General features: G+C 48.8%; 17 protein-coding genes. 14 read left to right on the top strand and 3 right to left on the bottom strand.

From position 1 onward, the window contains the following. Nucleotides 1–7 precede the first annotated feature (7 nt). Together IC230_RS00805 and IC230_RS00800 are read left to right on the top strand one after the other, a co-directional pair. Nucleotides 8–1,507, top strand: coding sequence for a capsule assembly Wzi family protein (locus tag IC230_RS00805; protein WP_191037060.1), 1,500 nt, complete (start codon nucleotides 8–10; stop codon nucleotides 1,505–1,507). A 122-nt stretch (nucleotides 1,508–1,629) separates the two neighbouring features. Further along, complete coding sequence (locus IC230_RS00800) at nucleotides 1,630–2,589, top strand: ABC transporter substrate-binding protein (protein ID WP_191037059.1); 960 nt, start codon at nucleotides 1,630–1,632, stop codon at nucleotides 2,587–2,589. Between the two features lie 43 nt (nucleotides 2,590–2,632). Here the strand turns inward: IC230_RS00800 and moaA are convergent, their stop codons facing one another. Further along, nucleotides 2,633–3,613: a GTP 3',8-cyclase MoaA gene (gene moaA / locus IC230_RS00795; protein WP_191037058.1), complete on the bottom strand. Its 981-nt coding sequence runs from the start codon at nucleotides 3,611–3,613 to the stop codon at nucleotides 2,633–2,635. A gap of 155 nt (nucleotides 3,614–3,768) precedes the next feature. On the opposite strand from moaA, the gene IC230_RS00790 reads away from it, so the two are divergent. The 8 genes from IC230_RS00790 to IC230_RS00755 all read left to right on the top strand — a co-directional run bounded on the left by IC230_RS00790 (nucleotide 3,769) and on the right by IC230_RS00755 (nucleotide 15,364). Then, nucleotides 3,769–4,311, top strand: coding sequence for a hypothetical protein (locus IC230_RS00790; RefSeq protein ID WP_191037057.1), 543 nt, complete (start codon nucleotides 3,769–3,771; stop codon nucleotides 4,309–4,311). Between the two features lie 287 nt (nucleotides 4,312–4,598). Next, nucleotides 4,599–5,720, top strand: a complete 1,122-nt coding sequence (locus tag IC230_RS00785; RefSeq protein ID WP_191037056.1) for a hypothetical protein — start codon at nucleotides 4,599–4,601, stop codon at nucleotides 5,718–5,720. 85 nt (nucleotides 5,721–5,805) lie between these two features. After that, nucleotides 5,806–8,037: a TonB-dependent receptor family protein gene (locus IC230_RS00780; protein ID WP_191037055.1), complete on the top strand. Its 2,232-nt coding sequence runs from the start codon at nucleotides 5,806–5,808 to the stop codon at nucleotides 8,035–8,037. Nucleotides 8,038–8,065: 28 nt separating this feature from the next. Further along, entirely contained in the window at nucleotides 8,066–8,962 is an 897-nt protein-coding gene (locus IC230_RS00775; protein WP_191037054.1) for a hypothetical protein, read from the top strand. Between the two features lie 11 nt (nucleotides 8,963–8,973). Next, entirely contained in the window at nucleotides 8,974–10,521 is a 1,548-nt protein-coding gene (locus IC230_RS00770; protein ID WP_191037053.1) for a phosphatase PAP2 family protein, read from the top strand. A gap of 230 nt (nucleotides 10,522–10,751) precedes the next feature. After that, a complete protein-coding gene (locus IC230_RS00765) occupies nucleotides 10,752–11,657 on the top strand; it encodes a hypothetical protein (RefSeq protein ID WP_191037052.1) in 906 nt (301 codons plus the stop codon). A gap of 36 nt (nucleotides 11,658–11,693) precedes the next feature. Beyond that, entirely contained in the window at nucleotides 11,694–13,205 is a 1,512-nt protein-coding gene (locus IC230_RS00760; RefSeq protein WP_191037051.1) for a phosphatase PAP2 family protein, read from the top strand. A 125-nt stretch (nucleotides 13,206–13,330) separates the two neighbouring features. Then, nucleotides 13,331–15,364, top strand: a complete 2,034-nt coding sequence (locus tag IC230_RS00755; RefSeq protein ID WP_191037050.1) for an alpha-1,4-glucan--maltose-1-phosphate maltosyltransferase — start codon at nucleotides 13,331–13,333, stop codon at nucleotides 15,362–15,364. 67 nt (nucleotides 15,365–15,431) lie between these two features. Here IC230_RS00755 and IC230_RS00750 read toward each other — a convergent pair whose 3' ends face one another. Then, nucleotides 15,432–16,673, bottom strand: coding sequence for an ABC transporter permease (locus IC230_RS00750; RefSeq protein ID WP_191037049.1), 1,242 nt, complete (start codon nucleotides 16,671–16,673; stop codon nucleotides 15,432–15,434). Between the two features lie 228 nt (nucleotides 16,674–16,901). On the opposite strand from IC230_RS00750, the gene ggt reads away from it, so the two are divergent. The 4 genes from ggt to IC230_RS00730 all read left to right on the top strand — a co-directional run bounded on the left by ggt (nucleotide 16,902) and on the right by IC230_RS00730 (nucleotide 22,097). Beyond that, the gene (ggt, locus tag IC230_RS00745; protein WP_191037048.1) at nucleotides 16,902–18,710 is read left to right on the top strand and encodes a gamma-glutamyltransferase; all 1,809 of its coding nucleotides are present in this window, start codon (nucleotides 16,902–16,904) and stop codon (nucleotides 18,708–18,710) included. 322 nt (nucleotides 18,711–19,032) lie between these two features. After that, complete coding sequence (locus IC230_RS00740; RefSeq protein WP_191037047.1) at nucleotides 19,033–19,197, top strand: response regulator; 165 nt, start codon at nucleotides 19,033–19,035, stop codon at nucleotides 19,195–19,197. 552 nt (nucleotides 19,198–19,749) lie between these two features. Continuing rightward, nucleotides 19,750–21,114 carry a ligand-binding sensor domain-containing protein gene (locus IC230_RS00735; protein WP_191037046.1) on the top strand — a complete coding sequence of 455 codons (1,365 nt, stop codon included), beginning with the start codon at nucleotides 19,750–19,752 and terminating at the stop codon, nucleotides 21,112–21,114. A gap of 752 nt (nucleotides 21,115–21,866) precedes the next feature. Further along, the gene (locus IC230_RS00730) at nucleotides 21,867–22,097 is read left to right on the top strand and encodes a hypothetical protein (protein ID WP_191037045.1); all 231 of its coding nucleotides are present in this window, start codon (nucleotides 21,867–21,869) and stop codon (nucleotides 22,095–22,097) included. A 424-nt stretch (nucleotides 22,098–22,521) separates the two neighbouring features. Here the strand turns inward: IC230_RS00730 and IC230_RS00725 are convergent, their stop codons facing one another. Beyond that, the gene (locus tag IC230_RS00725) at nucleotides 22,522–23,196 is read right to left on the bottom strand and encodes a TetR/AcrR family transcriptional regulator (RefSeq protein WP_191037044.1); all 675 of its coding nucleotides are present in this window, start codon (nucleotides 23,194–23,196) and stop codon (nucleotides 22,522–22,524) included. Between the last annotated feature and the right edge of the window lie 78 nt (nucleotides 23,197–23,274).

Here is a 23,274-nt window from a genome sequence, read left to right as displayed (position 1 = left end):
CTTGCCTATGAAGCAACTTTTTCTATTTACTACGCTACTTAATTTCTCTCTTTCAATTGTCTGGGCTCAAACAAAAAGCCAACATCAAGCCTACGTAGAAGTAGGCGGTTTAGTTTCGTCGACCGATCGTACACCCTTTTGGTTGCGGGCAAATCAGTTTGGGACAGTACCCAACTCAGCGCCGGTAGGTACGTTGCGAGCGGGTATAACCGGTTCTGTTCTGTTGACGGATACGGCGGGAGCCTACGCTCGTAAAGCGCCAAGCCGGGCGTGGGTACTGAACTATTCGGCCGAAGCCGTTGGGAACGCTGGTAAAGAAAACCAGTTGCTGGTACCGGAGTATTACGTAAAGCTGGCACATCGGCAACTAGAGCTGGTGGTTGGTCGACGGCGCGAAGTAATTGGTTTGGTTGATACCCTCCTCTCGTCGGGATCATACTCCTGGTCGGGGAATGCGCTGCCCATTCCTAAAATTCGGTTTGGCACAAAAGGATTCGCGCCTATTGGTCGTAAAAAATGGCTGGCTATCAACGCTTTCATCGCTCATGGTTGGTTTGCCAATACCGCTTATATGAAGCATTCCTTTCTGCACCAGAAATCCATAATCTTCCGGGTTGGTAAACCAACGTCGGCACTACGTATTTATGCGGGTATCAACCACAACGCACAATGGGCTGGTCATTCTGATTCACTGGATTATCATTATGCCGTGAACGGGCAGCTTCCAAATCAACTAAGCGATTTCCCGAATGTACTGTTTGCTATTCGGATGGATGGCCTGAATAACTCACGCGTTACGTCGTTCGACTACGTTAATATGTACGGGAATCATATCGGAAATTATGATTTTGGGGTTGAGCTACGCCTTCCAACTGTCGCCGTTGTCTTGTACCATCAGCATAGTTTTGATGATCTGTCCGGCATATTATTTAGGAATACACCCGACGGTCTGAGTGGCATCCGGATTCAACCCATACGGCATGGTTCGTCTATGTTTCGAGTGGAGAATTTTCTGATTGAGTTTTTATCGACACTGAACCAAAGCGGACCAGCTTTTGACCCAAACGTGAATCAAACGGAGACGGGAGCGGACAATTATTTCAATAACCAGCAATATCAGGATGGGTGGTCCTATAAGGATCATATTCTTGGTACACCCTTTATTACGTTAAAAAAGGACATTAAGTCAGAAAATCAGACGAATACACAATGGGCGATTAACAATAATCGAGTACAGGTTGCCCATATGGCTATGCAGGCTACGATAGCACAACGAATGAACATAGTAGCGAAAATTTCATACAGCAAAAACTATGGTATACCTTCGGGACCCTTGTTAACGGTACCTTCACAATGGTCATCGCTGGTTCAACTGGGTGTACCGCTGTCCTGGTTGGGAGGAACCTTGCTCACGGCTTCAGCAGCAGCTGACTTCGGCCAACTTTATGCGAACGCTATCGGCGCTTATGTAGGTTTGCGGAAAACCGTTTGGCACCAGGCCAGGTAGTACGTTCTGCCAGGCATATAAACCAACCCTTGTAACGTGTAGTCTAGACGCATACTCTGTCTATTCTCGAAAAACTTTCCCTTTTTTGAGTTGTTAAAAAAACCGTAACATTACCGCGACGCATGAACACACCAATTCGTTTAGCACTCGACCGGACGCCCAATACAAACCACACCGGATTCTATGTCGCCCTGGCGAAAGGCGCTTACGAAGAAGCCGGGCTTGCGGTAGAATTTATTGCGCCTGATCAGGAAAATTATCAGACGATGCCCGCCCGGCGTGTTGCACAGAGTGACGCTCATCTGGCCATCACTCCCTCCGAAAGTGTTGTCAGTTATCAGTCGAACGGAATTCCGCTCGTGGCCGTCGCTACGTTACTGGCCCGCGATATTAGCGCTATTATGACGCTGAAAGAAAGTGGGATTAGTCGCCCAAAGGAGTTAGATGGGAAAGTATATGCTTCCTACGGAGCTCGTTATGAGGAAGATCTTATCCGGCAATTGATTCAGAACGATGAGGGAAGAGGTCAGTTTGTAGCTCATAAGATGCCGTGGTCGGGTATATGGCGTGCGCTGCTAACCCGAGAGGTTGACGCAGCCTGGTTTTGGCTGACCTGGGAGGGCGTTAAAGCGGATATAGAAGGCGTTGAGCTTAATCAGTTTTTATTCGATGAGTATGAAATTCCATATGGCTATAATCCGGTCCTGACGGGACATCGTGATTGGCTCACACCGAACGGAGATGCGGTTCGTAAGTTTCTTGAAGCAACGGCTTCTGGCTTCCGGTTTGCGATGAAAAACCCCGATGAGGCCGCCCGAATTCTTATGAAAACAGCTAAGCATTCTACGTTAACCGACCGAAACTTCGTGGAGCAGAGCCAGCAGATGGTTTCCGGTTATTATTTGGATGGTGAGGGACACTGGGGACTTATGCACCGACCGATTTGGGCGTCCTTCGTCAGCTGGATGATCCGAAACCGAATGCTTACGGATAAAGACGGCGAAGTGATTCAGAAACTGGATGTAGATACTTTGTTCACCAACGAATATTTAGAAGGCACTCCGGCACTAATTCGCTGGTAGCAGGGACGTACTGCCGCTGACACTCATCGACTCAACCAACAGTTTATCCGCCAATCGTTGCCATCGATTCGGTCACAACGCTACGTTCTTGTTCGGCCTCGAAGCCGTTGGCGGGTCGGTGGGCGAAGGCTTGCAGAAAGGCCGCAGTCAGCTCCTCATCGGATGCACCAGATCGGAGCAAAGCCCGAGCATCCAGTACGCCGTTGTCGTATAAGCAGGTTTTCAGAGTGCCTTGTGCCGTTAGCCGAATACGGTTGCAGGTGCCACAAAACGTTCGGCTAAAAGCGGCTATAACGCCAATTGTGCCCTGGTGACTCGGAATCTGGTAATTAGCCGACGTTGAAAACGGTGGATCGGGAAGTTTTTCCAGCGTTGGAAAATGAGCCCGAATTTCGTCGATGATCCGTCGGTGCGTCCAGTGGAGTATGGGATAATGGCTACCTTCACCGTTAAAAGGCATTTCTTCAATAAAGCGCACATCAACCGGCAACGTACGGGTCAGATCAGTCAGCGGAATCAAATCCTGGGTATTCTGCCCCTCCATCACAACCGCGTTGATCTTGGTTTGAATCCCAGCCTCCAGTAGTGCATCCAGAGTTTTCAGGACAGCAGGTAACTCATCGCGTCGGGTAATTTTGTGAAAACGCGCCCGATCCAGGGTGTCTAAACTCAAATTCACGGATCGAACTCCCAGCGCGGCTAATTCGGCGACATGCGGCCCCGTTAGTACGCCATTCGTCGTCATGGAGAGATCGGTCAGCCCGTTTATATCCGCCAGCCGATGCATGAAGGCCATCAGCCCCGACCGCACGAAGGGTTCTCCGCCCGTAATACGTACCTTATTTACGCCCAGTCGTGCTAAGACACGCACGAGCCGCTCCATCTCCTCAAATGTGAGAACCTGATGCTTGGGCAAATATTTGATACCTTCTTCGGGCATGCAGTAAAAGCACCGCAGGTTGCAGCGGTCTGTTACAGCTAGTCGAAGATACGAGATGGGGCGATTGTGATTGTCGTAGATCATGCGATACGCTATTAACACAAAATTACGGATTTTGATTGCGACAGTTAGGTAATTCGATACGTATTAGTGCTCATTAAAAATGAGAACAAACCTGTTTATTTGCGATTTGTTTATAAATTAATATTATTTTTGGAGAATATTTACTGGTCTCATCTGTGAAGAAAGTTGTTTCTATCGGGCTTTTTGCCTTGTTCCTGTATCACACGCTGGCGTATGTGCTGGTGTTTGTTGGTACGTGGTGGCAGGCGGAGCATGATCTATCGGAACGGCTTTTGGTGTATAGATCTGTAGATAGTATCGTTGAATTCGAAATCCCCCTGAAAGACAAGCTCGATGCGAACACCATTGCCAGCACAACGTCTGACGGGTTCAGTTACCGGGGGCAGTATTACTCGGTAGTAAGTATGGAACTCCAGGGCAATACGTTGCATATTGCCGGGCTTCAATCGGAGAGCCGCTCCTTCTGGCAGAGTGACTTGCTTTCGTTCCTGAATGACCACATTGCCGGCACGACTGATGATTCGCATCAAAAGGCCAATAAAATCCTGAAGTTTCTTTTAAAGGAATACTCGCCAACTCCGCGAGCTGTTTTTAGTTTTCTGCCTCCCAATTGGCGCGAAGCCATTCGCATTCCCGACGTAACGTTCGTGCTTGCTGCCCGTGCCCTGCCTGTTCATTCGCCCCCTCCCGAAGTCTGAGGTAAATTCTCAATCGTGTAGTAAGACATGTTCGTATGGCTTTTTGTCGTGCGTTTCTGTATAGCCGTTCGGTTTTGGGCGGAGTCTGAGAGATGGTTCTAAAAACCTCTACAGCGCGCTGCAAGACTACGGCCCCGTCTGTCTACATGATTGTACTGCCGCCTAATTGGTGTTGATGGGTCAATCCTGGTTCCGGTTTATGTGCGCATAAACTATGATCCATGGTAAAGGCTATCAGTACGAATCATGCGCTATTCATTTACGTTTTATCTCAGACAATTTCAGTCATGAAAATACTTTTTACTATCGCTCTATCGGTAGTATCCATCCTTATAACCTATACATCAGCATCGTCTCAGGGATGTGTTGCCGTTCGGCATATGAGTTGTGCGGCTCCGGCTGGTGTAAATTCCGCCGACTTTTTCAAGCAACGAAATGGTCACTGGCAGTTGTCGGCAGGCTATCGCTTTTTTCGATCCTATAAACACTTTGTTGGCGATGCCGAACAGACGCAACGGGTCGAACAACGTACCAATGTCATCAACGTATCGCATGCCCTGGATCTGGGCATTACGTATCTGGTTAACCAGCGGCTATCCTTTTCGGCCAATTTACCTGTCCAATACAACGACCGCTCATCCCTCTATGAACACTACGGCAATGCCGTTGCGCAAAACCCCGACCAGAAGCGGTTTCATACGGGTTCGCAGGGCATAGGTGATCTACGGATTTCAGGAAGTTATTGGCTAATTAATCCGGTTAAACTGCCCAAAGCGAACCTGGCCGTTGGACTGGGCGTAAAACTGCCGACCGGTAATTACCAGGCGACGGATCAGTTTCACAAGCTGGATAAAGAAGGAAAAGATTACACGGTAGAACTGCCTGTGGATCAATCCATTCAACTGGGTGACGGTGGCGTTGGCGTAAGCGTTGAGCTTCAGGGATACACGCAGGTGACCAAAACGATGACCGCCTATGCCAACGGGTTCTACCTGTTCAATCCTCGCGAAACGAACGGTGTGTTACGTAATCCCCTGGCTACAACGGTTGATCCCATCATCGGTTATTTTTCGGTTGCGGATCAGTTTGCGGCCCGGCTGGGGTTAAGCCAGTCACTGCCCTTCCTGCCGGGTTTATCAGTTATGCTGGGTGGTCGGGTCGAAGGCGTACCCGCTCACGATGCGATTGGGGGTAGCAACGGGTTCCGTCGTCCAGGATACATCGTTTCCGTTGAACCAGGACTGGCTTATATGAAGGGCCGTTTCTCGGCTGCATTAACGGTTCCGGTTGCTGTGTATCGTAACCGGATCAAAAGCTATTATGACTTGCAGGACCCAGCCGGTCAGCGGCATGGCGACGCAGCCTTTGCGGACTATCTGGTATCACTGAATGTGGCCAAGTGGTTCTAAGTTTCGATTAATTATAGCCGTACGGAAGGCGGCTTCGTGCTGCCTTCCTTCATCAATGGTCAGGCTATACGGAGAACTGTTTACTATGAATTCAACCCAACCTATAGTAAAAAGACAACAGACTGGACAGCTAAAAGCCAGTCTACTACTTCTATTTATTGTTGGTTCCTTAAGACCAGTTGCGTTTGGTCAGGTTAAGACCGACGACGATTCACTACGTACCCGCACCCTGAATCAGGTAACGGTAAAGGGTGTCCGCTCTACTGTTGTTACAGCTCTGCCAAATGTACACGGAACGTACCTGATGGGCGGGAAGCGGAGTGAAGTGATTCGACTGTCGGACATTGATGCCAACGTGGCTGAAAAGACGCCACGTTTAATATTTGCCCGAATTCCGGGTGTGTTTGTGTACGACATGGATGGAACGGGTAACCAGATTAACGTATCGACGCGTGGCCTGGACCCGCATCGTTCCTGGGAAAATAATATTCGACAAAACGGGGTTATTACTAACTCGGATATGTATGGATACCCAGCCAGTCATTATTCGCCCCCTATGGAAAGCATTGACCGGGTTGAGCTGGTTCGGGGCACTGCGTCGCTGCAATATGGCGCACAGTTTGGCGGCATGCTCAATTACGTAACGAAAGGAGCCGATACCACGCGTCGGTTCAGTTTCGAGACGGTTAACTCCGTTGGTTCGTATGGCTTATTAAGTACGTATAATGCGATTGGCGGACGTGTGGGTAAATGGACGTATTACGCGTACTACTATCGACGGCATTCAGATGGCTATCGACAAAACAGCCGGTCGGAAGCGGAAGCCCAGTTCGGTCGTCTACATTTTCAGGCGACAGAACGACTAGGAGTAACGGCCGAACTGGGACGGTCGACGTATTTGTACCGGATTCCGGGACAGTTGACGGACGAGATGTTTGCGCAAGACCCGCGCCAGGCGACGCGGAGCCGGAACTACTTCAATCCTGACATTTATATTCCATCCATAAAATTCGATTGGCAACTATCAGACCGCACACGCATTCTCTGGACAAATTCAGCCGTATTGGGTAATCGGAACAGCGTCCTGTTCGACCGGTTGGCTACGGTGCCCGATACCATTAGTCGCGTAACGGGGCAATATGCGGCTCGTCAGGTGGATATTGATAATTTTAACAGCTATACCTCTGAGCTTCGCCTTTTACACCGCTATAAACTGGCGGGTATTGCGGCTACGGCAGCCGGGGGCGTACAATTGATCAGTACCGATCTGCATCGTCGTCAGTTAGGCGGAGGAACAACCGGTACGGATTTCGACTTATCGCTCATCAGCCCATTCCGGCGGGATATGCATTTTCGCAGCAAAAACATCGCTGTGTTTCTGGAAAACCAGTTCTTGCTAATGAATCGGCTGACCGTTTCGCCTGGGATTCGGATTGAAAACGGAAAGACAGAGTTTCGGGGTACCATCGATTACTACGATCCGGTCAATTTGCCTACCGACATCAACCACAAGTTTGCTTTGCTGGGCATCAACGCACAGTATCGGCTGAATGATGCCGTAAAGGTCTATGGAGGCTGGTCGCAATCGTACCGACCCGTTATTTTCAAAGACATTATTCCAACATCGGTTTACGAACGTATCGATAAGAATCTAAAAGATGCTTATGGCTACAATGCCGAAATTGGGGTGGACGGCCGCTGGCAGGGGCTGCATCTGAACGTAACGGTGTTTGACCTGTTGTATCGCAATCGACTAGGTACGCTGCTGCTGGCTAATCCGGATGGCACCAGTTATATCTTCCGCACGAATATTGGCGATAGCCGCAGCACGGGCGTCGAAGCACTGCTCGAAACACAGTTGTTTCGCACCGAAAAACTTTTGCTTAGTGGCTTTACATCAACGGCTTACAACAATGCCCGGTATATCAATGGCCGCGTTTCGGCAGGAACGGAAAATCGGACCGTTGCGGGAAACCAGGTCGAATCGGCCCCCCGCTGGACGAGCCGGAACGGATTGACAGCCCGGTACGGAATAGCTAGTCTGACGCTTCAATACAGCTACGTTAGTGAAACGTTTTCCGATGCTCTGAACACAACCACTCCGTCGGTCAATGGCGCTATTGGACCTGTACCTGCCTACAGTTTATGGGATCTGAACGGAAGCTGGCGCATCAGGCGCGGATTGTCCGTGCGCGGAAGTATCAACAACCTGCTGAATATACAATACTTCACCAAACGCCCGACCTTTTATCCGGGTCCGGGCATCTGGCCTTCCGACGGACGTAGCGCCGTGCTGACGGTAGGACTAACTTTATAATACCATCGTAATAAACTATTGTGAACCAATGAAAACAAGTTTAACATTTCTGATCGTAGCCGCGCTGCTGACACCTTTTGCCGCGAAAGCACAAATGCCGCATGATGCCATTTATATGGGTAAAAAGCAGTTGTGTGTTGCCGGTATGTACGGGTACAGCTCCTGGAACCAGTATTGGGAAAATTCGTTCAAACGCGAAAATTTCAACATCGGTACGTTAACGACACAGAGCGTAATGGTTATGCCCGCTTATGGTATCAGCAAGCGAGTAAACGTCATTCTAAGTTTGCCCTACGTCTGGACCAGTGCCAGCGCCGGTAACCTGATGGGTCAGCGCGGTGTACAGGATATATCGGCCTGGCTGAAAGTAAAAGCACTAGTCGTAGGAGGATTTTCGCTTCACGGTATCGTGGGGGCTTCGATTCCGATCGGGAGCTATGTACCTGATTTTATGCCTATGTCGATTGGCATGCAGTGCCGTACGGCCACGGCGCGGTTACTGGCTAACTACAAACATACGCCAACGGGTCTCTACGTAACGGCGCACGGCAGTTACGGCTGGCGTAGTAACATCAAAATCGACCGGGACGCTTACCAGGCCGACGACCGGGTTTATAATGTGAATCAGGTACGTATGCCAAACGTATATGATGCTGCCGTTCGTCTGGGCGTATTGCGGAAAGGATGGCAGACGGAAGTGTTTGCCGAGCGCTCGGCCTGTCTCGATGGCGATAACATTCGCCGGAATGATATGCCTTTCCCCACGAATAACATGCAGTCGACCCTGGTTGGCTGGTACGGTAAATTCCAGCCTCGTCACATCGGTGTCAACGCGCGGGTTGGTTACGTAGTGGATGGAATGAACGTTGGTCAGAGTACCAGCTACACGGTCGGCGTATTGTACCAGATTAACTTCAACAAATAAGCATCAGAGTCATGAAAAAATATATTTATTTTTTAGCATTAGGCAGTATTCTCTCCGGGTTAGCCACTGGAGTAGTCTCGTGTAGTAAATTAATTGATGAGCCCCAAAAGTCGGCTTATGCCCCGACCAACGTAGATGAAAAAGCGGGTAACTGGAAAACCTACGTACTGGCAGCGCCCACGGACATTGCGATTGCAGAACCCAAATCAATAAGCTCTGCCGAATACCAGGCCGAAGTAGCCAGTCTGAAACAGAAAGCGACGAATCTGACCAGTGATCAGCAGGCAGCCGTTACGTACTGGGGAGCCGGAGCGGCCTACCGCTGGAACGAAATCGGACGGGAACTATGCGCCCGCTATAATATTCCGCCTGCTTCAACGCCCGACGGAAAATATCCGGTACCGGATGCCACTAACCCGCTGGCTGATCCAAAATTTCCGTTTGCGAATCCGCCCTACGCATCCCGGGCGCTGGCGTATCTAAGTGTTGCACAATACGATGCACTGGTGTCAGCCTGGTACTATAAATATAAGTATAATCGGGTCGCTCCGGCGAAAACGGATGCTGCCCTTAAGCCGTTATTACCGGTATCTACGCTGCCATCCTACCCGTCGGAGGACGCGGTTGTTGCAACGGCTTCTGTCGTTATTTTGAAAGCCATGTTTCCGGGCGAAGTTCCCTATCTGGAGGCCAAGCTAGCCGAGCACCGTAACAGTCGTTTGTGGGCAGGCATGAACGTAGAGAGTGATCTTGCTGCCGGTGAGGCTCTGGGAAGTGCCGTTGCTGCGAAGGTAATGACTCGGGCCAGAGCTGATGGCATGAGCGCGGCTAATAACCAAACCGTTACGGCTGGGATGATTCAGGCTGCTAAAGATCGTGGTCTGGCGGAGGTATGGGTGAGTCAGGAAAGCCCCGCCCGGCCGCCTATGCTGCCCAACTACGGTGCGGTACAGACCTGGAATTTCGATAAGACAACGCTGATTAAATTACGACCAGGCCCACCGCCAGTCCTCAATGATGCTAATTACGAGAAAGATATGAACGAACTGCGTCAAGTTAATAAAAGCCAGACGCGCGATCAGGCACGTATCGCCAACTATTGGTCGGATGGAGCTGGTAGTTATACACCGCCGGGTCACTGGCACCGCACAGCCGCCAATACCGCTCACGATGCTCAGTACAGCGAAGTCAGAATGGCCCGGACGCTGGCGCTGGTGGGTACCGCCACGATGGATGCCGCCGTTGGCTGTTGGGACGCGAAGTACTACTACTATTACCCACGGCCACAGCAATTTGGTATGAAAACATCGGTGGGTCTACCCAACTTTCCATCCTATCCGTCGGGCCATTCGACGTTCTCGGCTGCGGCCGCTACGGTGTTGAGTGCCATTTTTCCAGATAAGGCCAGCGAATTCGCAGCAGAAGCATCGGAAGCGTCGGTATCGCGGGTATATGGCCTGATTCATTACCGATTCGATTCAAATGCTGGTCTGGAACACGGTAATAAAATTGGTGCATATGCCGTAGAGCGGGCTAAAGCCGATGGCTCTGGCTTGTAAGATTTTACCATTCATAGGTTGCCCATAGTCCCCGGTTGTTTTACGGCCGGGGTACTTTTTTTATGGATAAACATAACGCCACCGAGAATACAGAAAGTCATACTGGACCCTCTCCGTGTTTTCGGTAGTGCTGTGTTTAATTCCTGAATTGTACCATTTACGAGGAAAATTACCGTTACTGAGGTAGGCTCATCATCAACGACTACTTTTGCACAAGCTAACTTGTACTTATGCGATCAACCGCCTACACTGCTGTTATTCTGTTTCTTATTTCAATCTTCAGCTCATCAATACGTGCTCAGGGATTAATCGATGGCTTCATGCGCGGTCAGCGCAAGGCGAGTCTCGCGCTGATTGGGTCGCAGGCAACGTATGATATGTACTACATCAACACAACTGAAACGCGTAACCCGAATCTGGGTACGGTTACAACGCAGGCCGTAACGCTTGTCGGTTCGTATGGACTGGGCTACGACCTGGATCTGATTGTAGCGGCTCCCTACGTTCGAACCGAAGCCAGCGCAGGCTATACTCCCAAACAGGAAGGTTTTCAGGATCTTTCGGCTGCGTTACGCTGGGAAGCTTATGACTACAAAATTGGCAAAACACGACTTTCGTGGTTGTTTGCTGTCGGCTACTCTATGCCGCTGCAGAATTATGTGAACGATGCCCTGGTCGCTATTGGTCGTGGTTCGCAGAACCTGGATGGCCGTACGATGCTACACTACAAAGCCGGTTCTTTCTTTATAACGGGTCAGTATGGCTATATCCGGCGCGGGCAGGTTTCGCTCGATCACGTCGTCAATACATATGATCCCAGTCAACTTAATCCGAATAGCGGTACGAAAGTTAACGTACCGGACGTAACCGAATTGATCATCCGCACGGGCATCAAAACGAAACCGTTTTACCTGGATGCCTGGTTTCAGCAGCAAACTCCTCACAGTGAAGGAACCAATATTGGTCCTGGTGTTCCGTTCCCAACCAACGCCGTTGGCTTTGCGCGGATCGGTGCCACCGCTTACCTGCGACTCGTTGGTAAATTGGGGCTGACGGCTGGGTATAGTGCCACACTCAGCGGACGTAATATCGGTAAATTCACCCGGATCGATGGCGGCTTGGTCGTTGGTTTATAAGTCAAGAGAGGTTGTTGAACGGCCATAAACAAATCTATGAAAACGCTTTTTTCAGCCATCATTTTGAGTAGCCTGTTCCTGAGTGTAGTAGCCTGCAAAGAGCCTACGATCGACGAAGGAATTTTGCCGTTAGTATCAGCAGCCACCGTCGATGCGGATGGGGGCGCCTGGCGAACCATCGTGCTTAAATCGGCCACCGATATCAACGTACCTCAGCCTGCAGCCACCACATCGGATACGTATCAGCGTGAACTGACGGGTATAAAAAATGGTCTGCTGAGTATCAATCCTGAACAGAATACCGCCGTTACGTACTGGGCCGACGGCGGTGTTCGACGATGGAATCAGATAGCCCGGCAGTTGGTCGCCAAATACAATCTGTTGCCCAATTATTTAACGCCAACTAGCGGAACATTATCCTCCACCGATCCGGCTAACCCGATGGCCAGCCCAACATTTGCAGCCCGGGTCTATGCGTTGTTGAGTGTAGCGCAATACGATGCGCTGGTTGTGGCCTGGCGGGCTAAGTACCAGTATAATCGTCCATCACTGGAGACGCAAGGGGTGATATCACGTGTGCCTGTTCTGAATGTACCTTCCTACCCATCGGAAGATGCAGCCATAGCTGAAGCCTCCTATCAACTCCTGGCTTATGTATTCCCGAACGAAACGGCCTGGTTAAAGACCAAAGCTGCCGAACATAAGCAAAGCCGATTATGGGCCGGTGCCTGCGTTCCGAGTGATGTCAAAGCGGGCGAAGATCTGGCGGCAACTGTGGCCGCTACCGTAATCGACCGGGCCAAAAACGATCGGTTCAGTGCTGCCCATGACCCGAACAATACCTGGCAAACGGGCCTTGCCAAATCGACTTACGACGTAAGGTGGACAAGCTTAGAAAATCCGGTTCTGGCTCCTATGCTGCCTTTGGGCGGACGGGTCAGGACATGGTACGATTCAACGGCTGTTTTGCAGGCCAAACCCAGCCTGCCGCCGGCCACTACGTCGGCAGAGTTTCAGAAAGCGCTAGGCGAAGTACGTGATATGGCGAACACGCGTACCCGTGAACAATGGCGAATTGCCAGCTATTGGGATGACGGCATTGCTACGTATGGGCTTTCGGGCCACTGGAATTTTCTGGCGGAAGGCCTTATTCGCGATGCCCGTCAGAACGAACTGCGGTCGGCGCGTACGTACGCACTGCTGAATCGGGCTATGCAGGACGGGGCCACGGCATCCTGGTCCGCGATCTACACCTATTTTGTGCCGCGCCCTTCGCAAATGGACGCGAGTATCAAAACCGCAACTACGATCCCAAATTACCCCACCTACGTATCTGATCATGCCACCATTGCATCAGCCGCATCGACCGTATTGGCTTACATATTTCCCGATCAGGCTACGCAACTAAATGCGCAGGGTATCGAAGCCGGTATATCGCGACTCTACAGTGGGGTCAATTATCGGTTTGACATTGAGGCCGGTGCCAACTGGGGAAATCGCATTGGGCAGTTAGCCGTCGATGGAGCGAAAACAGACGGAGCAAAGTGAAGCATTCTTGCCGTTGATACGTCGGCCTGGCCAGAATGCCTGATCGATAAGCTGGGCCGTAGAACCCGGCTTTTTTTGTAACATTGCCTTGTTGTTTGCCAGTTGTCAACCTAACGTTTGATTATATGAACCTTCCCAATAATCTCTCTGGCCAGTCGCGCGTGGTCATCGAGCACGTATCGCCTGAGCTGGATGGAGGCCAATTTCCGATAAAAGCAATTCCCGGTGACGTAGTGGCGGTTGAAGCGGACATTTTTGCCGATGGCCATGATTATCTTGCCGCCCGCCTATTGTATAAGCACACTGATGATGCTACGTGGACCGAAATGGCCATGGCGTTGTTGGGGAACGATCGCTGGGGAGCATCGTTTCTGATTGAAAAACAGGGCCGTTACGTATACACGATCGAAGCCTGGATTGATCACCCCGCATCCTGGCAACATGAAATCCATCTCAAAGTCGCCGACGGTCAACGGATCACGAGCGAATTACTGGCTGGCGCGCAATACGTAGACGGCATGCTGGCAAGGGCAGGGGGCATAGGGCATGGGGTAAAGGGTAAAGGGAAAAAAGCAAAGAGTGAACCCGTTGAGGAAAGTGCGGATGTGAAGGCGTTGCGGGAAATGGCCGCGCTATTTCGGGCCGGGGCAGATGTATCTGCTGAGAGTCGTTACGACGAAGCGGTATCTGTAGCCGAAAGTGATCAGTTCACGTTTTATGCCGATCGCCATCCTGAACGTCAACATGTTACCCGCTATGCGAATGAGTTAGGCGTAGAAGTTGATCGGGCTCGTGCTGGATTCAGTACGTGGTATTGCCTTTTCCCACGTTCAGCCGCTCGGGAAGAGGGTCAGCACGGTACCTTCCGGGATGTAGAAGCGCTGCTGCCCCGCATTTCCGGAATGGGGTTTGACGTACTGTATCTACCCCCGATTCACCCGATTGGCATGGCCCATCGCAAGGGTAAGAACAACTCGGTCATTTGCCAGCCCGGTGAGCCCGGTGTCCCGTATGGCATTGGTTCGGAAGAGGGTGGGCATGATGCTATTCATCCTAAGCTCGGTACGGTCGATGATTTTAAGCATTTGGTTGCCATTGCAGCCAATTATGGCATGGAAGTGGCCATGGACCTCGCCATCCAGTGCTCTCCTGACCACCCCTGGGCCAAAGAACATCCTGAGTGGTTTAAGAAACGTCCCGACGGAACCATCCAGTATGCTGAAAATCCCCCTAAAAAGTATCAGGATATTTACCCGGTTTATTTCGAGACGGACGACTGGCAGAATCTCTGGGAAGAACTGAAGCGCGTTCTGCTGGTGTGGGCATCGTGGGGTGTACGCATTGTTCGGGTCGATAATCCACATACGAAGCCGTTCAGCTTCTGGGAATGGATCATTGCGGAAGTGAAGAAAGAGTTTCCGGATATGCTGTTTCTGGCAGAAGCCTTCACGAAGCCGAAGGTGATGCAGGAGTTAGGCAAACGGGGCTTCGCGCACTCGTATACGTACTACACCTGGCGTAACACGAAATACGAACTGGAACAATACATGACCGAATTGACCCAGAGCGAAATGAAGTACTATTATCGCCCGAACTTCTGGCCAACGACACATGACATTAATCCCTATAGTTTACAGGGTGGCCACGAACCGCAGTTCCTGATTCGCTACTTCATGGCTGCTACGTTGTCGAGTAATTATGGTATTTATGGTCCATCGTTTGAACTGATGGAACACGTACCGTTCCCGAATAAAGAAGAATACCTGAACTCCGAGAAATACGAAATCCGATATTGGGACTGGGAGAAAACTAACAGGATGACGTACCTGATTACGCTTGTTAATCGTATTCGTCACGAAAATCCAGCGTTGCAAACAACAAATAACCTGACGTTTTGCAACGTAAACGATGACGCGATTATGGCTTATCTAAAAGTATCGGGCGATAATCGATTGCTGATCATTGTCAATACAGATGCCTATAACCGGCGGGTAGGGGTAGTACAAGTTCCTGTCTGGCAGTTAGGTATGGGACACGATCAACAGTATACCGTTCGTGATTTGCTGACGGGCGCCCAGTATATCTGGCAGGGTGAACAAAATTACGTTGAACTGGACCCCTACGCACTGCCGATGCACTTGTTTAAGATTGAGGTGTAGGGCAGAGGGCATAGGGGTAAGGGCATAGGATAAATGAAAATTGACCTTTTTTACCCTATGCCCTCTGCTATTTCGCCCGGATAGCGATGACGGGGTCGAGACGGGAAGCGGTAAAAGCGGGAATGATACCTGACAGAATACCAATGACGCTCGAAACGCCGAGACCGAGCATAACATTGGCGGTTGTTAATTGAAGATCTAAGCTCCCCAGATTCATAAACGATAAGAGATAAACCAGGAAAATACCAGCCATTCCACCCACCAGGCTCAACAGAACGGCTTCGAACAGAAACTGGAACAGAATGAAATAATTCTTCGCGCCCAGTGATTTCTGAATCCCGATCAGGTTAGTCCGTTCTTTAACGCTGACAAACATGATGTTGGCAATACCAAAACCACCGATCAGAATCGAAAACCCGCCGATCACCCAACCCGCTATGGTCAGCACCGAAAAAATACCGCTGATCGCTGATGCCAGCGCTTCGGGACGGTTGATGGAAAAATTATCGTCCTGAACAGGCCGTAATCCACGCCGGGTACGTAGCAGTCCCCGAATTTCGCTTTCAAGCTCGACCAGCCCTTCATCGGAGTCATAGCCTTTTATGGCGATATCAATACTCGGGTTAATAGACTGAAACATCTTGGCAAACGCGCCATACGGAATCAGGCATTTGACATCCGGATTACCACTTACATTAATCAGACTCTCTCCTTGTTTCTGCTGAAGCCCAATCACCATAAAATTCATGTTCTTGATCTTTAGCGCCTTACCAACCGGGTCCTGACCGGGAAACAGATTTTCTGCAATGTCTGACCCGATGATTGTCACGTTACGGGCATTATCGACTTCCTGTTGAGTAAAATAGCGTCCTTTTTCAAGAGGAACATCCGAAATCTTGTCGTAGTCGAACGTAGTGCCTATGATGAGCGCGGCCATGCTGTTGTTTCCGTTTTTGACCGTCACGCGTCCTTTACCGTCTGTAGCCACCACAGCCTGTGCATTTTCGAGTCGCTCACTCAGAAAGCGATACTCTTTGTACGAGGGTTCGGGCCATTGAAAATACTTCCACCACTGTGCCTGTGCTTCGAACGTCCAGGGCCATTTTTGAACATACACGACTTTATCGCCGATGAAATTCAGACTATCCCGGATGTTACGTTCCAGCGAATCGACCAGGGTGAAAACGGCAATAATGGCGAAAATGCCCACCGTTACGCCCAGCAGCGATAGTAAGGTACGTAGCAGATTCGAACGTAACGCCTGCCATGCAAATCGGAAACTTTCAAACGTCTGACGAAGAAACTTCATATATAGTAAAGAGCGAAAGGCCGGGCCGCCGGTGCGGTGAGAGGGCGAAAGTCTGACTAATGGTTCGCTGGGGTAACGCTCCAATAATGAAGGTACGCTATTTGGGCTTCTTCGCCAAACTGTTTTGGACAAGTTCCGCTTTCGGGCGGATAAGTGGCTACCGACTGTATTGGTTGAAACAGCAAATTTTGTAGTTTAGTGACTTATATCCCTTGCAGAATATAACCTATGAAACAACGTATCACGTCTTATTCCACTTGTCTGCTCCTAACGGTCGGTTTTCTCGCCTGTAAAACTCAATCGCCCTCGACGACTTCGACCGATAAGGGCGTAACGCAAAGCCAGGGCGTTTATCAGTATCGCGACGAAGATCCTACTGTTAAGCCTTTCTTCTCTGATCGGGTTGGCGTCATTGGCCGGAACGGAATGGTAGCCTCGGCGCATCCTGAAGCGTCGCAGGTGGGGCTGACTATTTTGAAAGCTGGCGGGAATGCCGTCGATGCGGCTGTGGCTGTGCAGTTTGCGCTGGCTGTTGTTTATCCCGGCGCCGGGAATATTGGCGGTGGTGGTTTCATGGTGTACCGCGACAATGCGGGTAAAGCGTATACGCTCGACTACCGAGAAAAAGCGCCGGGTCGGGCCAGCCAGAACATGTACCTTGATTCTATTGGAAATGTCCGGCCGGGTCTGAGTATTAGTGGCCATTTGGCGAGTGGTGTGCCGGGATCCGTGGATGGGATGGTCGAAGCGCATAAACGATTTGGAAAACTGACGTGGGCTCAGGTACTACAACCCGCCATTGATCTGGCCACTAAAGGTTTTGCGCTCACCGAACGCGATGCGCTGGGCCTGAACCGAATTAAAAACGATCTCAATACCATAAATCCGGGCAAAACGTATTTCCTGAGGAGTACGGTTCCAACCGATACCGTTACCTGGCACAAAGGTGAGTTGATGGTACAAACCGATTTGGGAAAAACGCTGCAACGAATTCAGACGCAGGGACGGGCGGGTTTTTACGAAGGCGAAACCGCGCGATTGCTGGCTCAGGAAATGGTACAGGGCAAGGGATTGATTACGGAAGAAGATCTGAAAAATTACCACGCAGTCTGGCGTGATCCTCTTCAGGCGAAATACAAAGAATATAACGTGATTACCATGCCGCCAACCTCCAGCGGGGGCGTTGCTCTGTTGCAGATGATGCGCTTTACCGAACCCTTTCCGTTACGTAAGTGGGGCTGGAATCGCGACAGTACAGTGCAGGTCATGATTGAAGCGGAACGGCGCGTATATGCCGACCGGGCCAAATTCCTCGGCGATCCTGATTTTGTTAAGGTACCTGTTGCTCAACTGATCTCGCCCGATTACCTGCGTACCCGCTGGACGGATTTCTCCTGGGCCAAAGCCACCGATAGCCGAAACGTAAAAGGCGGTAATATTCCCGGTTACGAAAGCCTGGAAACGACGCATTTTTCGGTGGTCGACAAAGACGGCAATGCCGTCAGCATCACAACAACGCTGAATGGCGGCTACGGGAGCCGGGTCGTGGTAGGGGGAGCCGGATTCTTTATGAACAACGAAATGGACGATTTCAGTGTGAAGCCGGGAACTCCGAACATGTATGGCTTAGTCGGCAATCATGCCAATGCCATTGCGCCCAACAAACGGATGCTCTCCTCGATGACGCCGACCATTCTGGAAAAAGACGGGAAGCTGTTTATGGTTGTGGGCACACCAGGCGGTTCGACCATTATGACCTCGGTCTATCAGACCATCCTCAACGTAGTGGAACACGGAATGACGATGCAGCAGGCGGTCAACGCGCTCAAGTTTCACCACCAGTGGCTGCCTGACAAAACCATCTTTGAAAACGGTGCATTCTCCGAAGCGACCACCCAGGCTCTGCAAAACCGGGGCTACATTCTGGAAAAACTAACCAACACGCTGGGCCGTATGGACTGTGTATTGATACGTCCTGACGGTACGTACGAAGGGGCTTCGGACCCCAGAGCGGATAATACGGCGAGAGGATACTAGTCTCGCCTGGCTAGGTAGTTGACACAGCAACAGCCCCAAATCATGCGATTTGGGGCTGTTGCTTTTTTCATGCATAATTGCTCGGTTAAGCCCTAGCTCACCTAAAAACGTAGGGCATATTTACTCGACTCGGCTGAAATTTCGTTGCGGGTGATTAGCTAGACTCTTTAAGTAGCTTGATTACTACCGAAAACCGGCTAAAACGTACGCTTCATCGAAAAGGCGAACAAATCATATGTTTGAGTAATTAGTTTTACCCAGCCTGACTAATGGCTGATTTCAGTTTAACCTGTCGTTAAACAGGTCACGTCCTTTACTGCTTATGAAACTAGATAAAACTAATTCAGTTGGTTCAACGCAGTCCGAGACTCTCGAAGAGCCTCTCAGCTACACTCAGTTCACTCAACTGCTGGCTCAGTACAAACGAGCCGTCTATGAATCGATTCATCAAGCCGAAAATCCCATTTCGATGCTGCTTAATCTATAGTTGTGAAACCAGCTTTTCTGGGATTGCCGAAAACCTGAAACCCACGGTGTAGCTGATCGTTTTTGTACACTTTTTATCAATCCAACAGTCTCTACTAGTAGAATCACTGCCAGAGATAATCCACCTATCTGAGTAGAGGGAATTATACGATATAATTTCGACACTACCCTTCTTTTATCGATAGACTAAACCAACCGGCTTTACTAGCAAGGTCGGCCTAGCTGTGTGCAGTAACAGGAAGAGAAGAGAGAAGTTCAACTATTCCGATAATGAGTCTTTTTGTTTATTTAAGTTGCATTATATTAATTAAAAGAAGATAGGGTTGACTAATAAGGTATACTTATGTAGTATTGGTGAGCAACGAGACTCTAATATTGCTATTTTAGTATACAACCTTATTAACGTCTATATTCTGTGAAGTTTTACTCTACTTTATGCCCATCCTGGCTTCGACTCGTGAAGCCCGTTCGACACTGTTGGCTGATTTGTCCGATAATATTACAATCTATGTTCGCTAGTGGTCAAGCTGGCCCCCACCTTGCTTCCGCCTATGTGGATTCAAAAACTACCTACGCAAAAGCGCCGGTGAACGGACCTGCCTGCAATACCTATACCAGTCGAACAGTGGCTAACGGGTTAGGAACCGATCTGGTGATTAGTACATACGCCGTTGGTAACACCATCTATGCTGGAACAGGAGGGTCATTAGGAGGCATCGCTATCTCGACTGATGGGGGGGGGACGTTCGCCAGCCGTAACTATATGAATAGCGGCTTAGGCGGAAGTTTTGTACTAGGGATTTATGTTACGGACAACACCATCTTTGCGGCTACTGATGGTGGACTAAGTATATCGACCGATGGGGGGCTTAGTTTTAGCAACAAGACGACTGAGAATGGCCTGGGAGACGGTTATATTTCTGGCGTATATGTAGCCGATAGTGTCGTTTATGCCGCTACCGGTGGCGGCCTAAGCATCTCTATGGATGGCGGTAACAGTTTTGTCAATAAAACTATCGCGGACGGTTTAGGCAATAATTTTTTGCTTGGCGTAACTTCGATTGATGGCATGCTGTATGTTGCCACCACCGGCGGAGTGAGTATTTCCGCAGACGGAGGAAATACATTCTTTACGAAAACGACGACTGATGGATTAGGGAGCAATGTAGTAAATAAGGTACACGCTGTCGGTAATACGATCTATGCGGCTACGTATGGTGGGTTAAGTATCTCGACCGATGGGGGTAATAGCTTTGTTAATAAAACCACCGTGAATGGGTTAGGCAATGATCGGGTAAATAGTGTATCGGCCATTGGCAATACGGTCTATGCCGCAACTGAAGGTGGCCTAAGTATTTCAACCGACGGCGGTAATAGCTTTACCAATTACACCACGCTTAATGGCCTCGGAGCTCTACCAGTAGCGTCTGTATATGCCACCGATAAAGCCATTTATGCCGGTACAAGGAGTGGGGGGATTTCTTTTTGTCTTGGTTCGGATTTGACCCCACTTCTCTACGCTCGTCCTGCACTGGTGTATGGCGGTTCTATTTTCAGCGTAGTGGTCGATGTGGTGGAATTGAATTCAGTAGCTACCAGCGGCAGTTTCTCGGTGAGGGTAACCAAAGATCAGAAAATCGACCTGACCTTTGATCCAAGCTTAACCCAGGTTAATGGCCGGTCGGTGCAGAACAATGTGTGGAACTTCAGCAATTCGAATCCGAACTATTACATCTTAACAACCTCGCAGAGTGTAGCCGCTGGCGATCGGCTATCCTTTGGCTTAACAGGTAATTTGAGTCCAGGGGCATCGACGGGCGTCATAACCGTCAGCTCGACGGTGCTGCCTGCGACGGTAGTAGAAGCAAAACTGACCAATAATATTGATGCCGACAAGGTGGAGTACTTCCAGCAGTGAGAACCGCTTCAGCGCTTAGTTGACCTCTTCAATTGATTGGCTTGATGACCTTACCTTTTGGGGCAACGTTTGCAAATAAAAAAGCCGCTTATAGGTTTTGTGCTATAAATAGCCAACAGGCAAAGCTCCTGAAGCTGGGGACTTTGGTATTCGCCCAGTGGTATCGGGGCGGTCAACGTTAACTATCGATAGTCAAGAATGCCTACTATCTTTTGACCGATTGAGTTAGTCCAATCGATGGCTAGCTCGGAGATAATCTGGTGCACTACGGATTGATTTCACTCCCAACGACAATAAAGTAAACCAGAAACAAACTAACCCATCACCTACTGTTTGCAGACTTCGTAAATGTTGATTAGCCAATTTTTAGATGGATGAAAATAGTAAAGATATACAATACAAGTTGTTCGGGTTTATCAGTAATTTTTCAATCGAATTCTTAGGTAAATGAAATTAGATCATTTCGTGAATTCGTTCACAAAACTCCTTGTAAAATTGACTCTACACAGTTTACTAATTAGAACAATTGGCTTCATCATATTGACTACAACGAGTAATGGGTAGGTCAGCAACGAAGCACCTATAATTGAAAAAGAATAACCTGAATTTAATGATCAAGTAGGGTGAAATCTAATTGGTACTAAATACTATTATTATTATCTTTGAAAACGAAAATTACATGAGACCTAAAAGAACTTTAGCTGATTAATGTAAAATCTAAAAACGTATACACACATTAAACCAAATAGATCATGAAAAAAATGCTTATTTCTATGATTGCCTTTATGGCAATCTCTGTGACCCTTTTCGCTCAGGATGATGTGAAAAAAGCTCAAAAAGAGACAAAATATGAAGTTAAGAAAGCGACGAAAGAGCTAAAAAAAGCCGGTGACAATACAAAACTGAACGATGATAAAAATGTGAAAAACATAAATAAAGAATTGAAAAAAGAAGACCGGAAAGCGGATCCCGCCGGTCGATAAGTCTCAACAAGAGCTTTGTATGTAAAAGGCCTTCTCAAGATAATGAGAAGGCCTTTTACATACAAAGCTCTTGAAAACCCTGACATTTGTGGTAATTAACAGACAAGCCAACGCTTCATAAGATAAGCGACATAGACCCTAAGTGCAGTGATATTTAACGGCTAATGCTCGACAAGTACATTACTTATTTATTTAATTTAGTTGATAAGCATCTGATTAAAGTATAACTGAATAGATTTATCTAAAAAATTTAGGAAATTTTAAACGCAGTGATTTCTAAACTACATGCGTTAAAGCTTATTTTACAATAGTGTAGTTGACTTTTTTACTTTTAGATACTTTTCCTGTAGATGAGTAAGACCTCAACTTATCCATTTCACTATACGGCATAAAGTAAATTTATAGACTCAATTAAATTGGCGGTTCAACTTTCAACTAGTTCTGGGATAACAGTTGATAGCGATTTCTTCGACGTACGAGTTTGGTTTGCTGACTTATTCAACTGCTTGTAAAAGTTTTTTAAGGCTTGTTCTATTCGTAACCAGCCAGAGTCGCTACGTAGATCAATTCCAAGGAATGGATGATTGTTATGAGCCATTATTGTCATGTAATACATACCTCCCAAGAGAATAGCCATAGCAGCCTGACCATCTGTCCCTTTTGGTAGAGAAAGTTGCTGAACCGCTTCTGCTAATTTCTGTTCATTATTTTGACTTATAAAATCAATTGCTGGCTCATCACCGATCAACATAGCTTTAATGATCTGACGACTGGCTTTAGAACTGCGTAACTCCCGAAACGATTGAAACATCTGGCCAAACATACTCTGAGAAATGCGCTCCTGTTGTAGTGAGCGAGGTGGGTTAAGCGGGTCCATCGTAAGATGAGGAAACGCAGGACTTGTACAAACGTAATACATCAACAATTCCGCTTCTCCGCCAAAATTACGATAAATGATTCCCTTGCCTATTCCAGATTTGCTGGCAATTAGATTTACATTAACACCCACAACACCCCGTTCGCTAATTACCTCCTCCAGTGCTTTTATAATCCGTTGATTCTGCTCTATTTGTTTATCTGGGTGCTTTTGTCTTCTCATTTTTTAGATAAATAGTAGGTTAATAACCTTAAATTTTTGCCTTATCTGAAGCTAAGTGGTTCCATAGTGGTCGCCGTC

Origin of the sequence: Spirosoma validum (assembly GCF_014699035.1) — a bacterium.
GTDB classification, from domain to species: domain Bacteria; phylum Bacteroidota; class Bacteroidia; order Cytophagales; family Spirosomataceae; genus Spirosoma; species Spirosoma validum.
The sequence above is the reverse complement of the archived record's forward strand: the minus strand, read 5'-3'. Positions and strand labels throughout refer to the sequence as shown.

Bases quoted from the DNA above. Each gene is read 5' to 3' on its own strand.
- IC230_RS00805 (WP_191037060.1), top strand. From the start codon at position 8: ATGAAGCAACTTTTTCTATTTACTACGCTACTTAATTTCTCTCTTTCA.
- IC230_RS00800 (WP_191037059.1), top strand. From the start codon at position 1,630: ATGAACACACCAATTCGTTTAGCACTCGACCGGACGCCCAATACAAAC.
- moaA (WP_191037058.1), bottom strand. From the start codon at position 3,613: ATGATCTACGACAATCACAATCGCCCCATCTCGTATCTTCGACTAGCT.
- IC230_RS00785 (WP_191037056.1), top strand. From the start codon at position 4,599: ATGAAAATACTTTTTACTATCGCTCTATCGGTAGTATCCATCCTTATA.
- IC230_RS00780 (WP_191037055.1), top strand. From the start codon at position 5,806: ATGAATTCAACCCAACCTATAGTAAAAAGACAACAGACTGGACAGCTA.
- IC230_RS00775 (WP_191037054.1), top strand. From the start codon at position 8,066: ATGAAAACAAGTTTAACATTTCTGATCGTAGCCGCGCTGCTGACACCT.
- IC230_RS00770 (WP_191037053.1), top strand. From the start codon at position 8,974: ATGAAAAAATATATTTATTTTTTAGCATTAGGCAGTATTCTCTCCGGG.
- IC230_RS00765 (WP_191037052.1), top strand. From the start codon at position 10,752: ATGCGATCAACCGCCTACACTGCTGTTATTCTGTTTCTTATTTCAATC.
- IC230_RS00760 (WP_191037051.1), top strand. From the start codon at position 11,694: ATGAAAACGCTTTTTTCAGCCATCATTTTGAGTAGCCTGTTCCTGAGT.
- IC230_RS00755 (WP_191037050.1), top strand. From the start codon at position 13,331: ATGAACCTTCCCAATAATCTCTCTGGCCAGTCGCGCGTGGTCATCGAG.
- IC230_RS00750 (WP_191037049.1), bottom strand. From the start codon at position 16,673: ATGAAGTTTCTTCGTCAGACGTTTGAAAGTTTCCGATTTGCATGGCAG.
- ggt (WP_191037048.1), top strand. From the start codon at position 16,902: ATGAAACAACGTATCACGTCTTATTCCACTTGTCTGCTCCTAACGGTC.
- IC230_RS00740 (WP_191037047.1), top strand. From the start codon at position 19,033: ATGAAACTAGATAAAACTAATTCAGTTGGTTCAACGCAGTCCGAGACT.
- IC230_RS00730 (WP_191037045.1), top strand. From the start codon at position 21,867: ATGAAAAAAATGCTTATTTCTATGATTGCCTTTATGGCAATCTCTGTG.
- IC230_RS00725 (WP_191037044.1), bottom strand. From the start codon at position 23,196: ATGAGAAGACAAAAGCACCCAGATAAACAAATAGAGCAGAATCAACGG.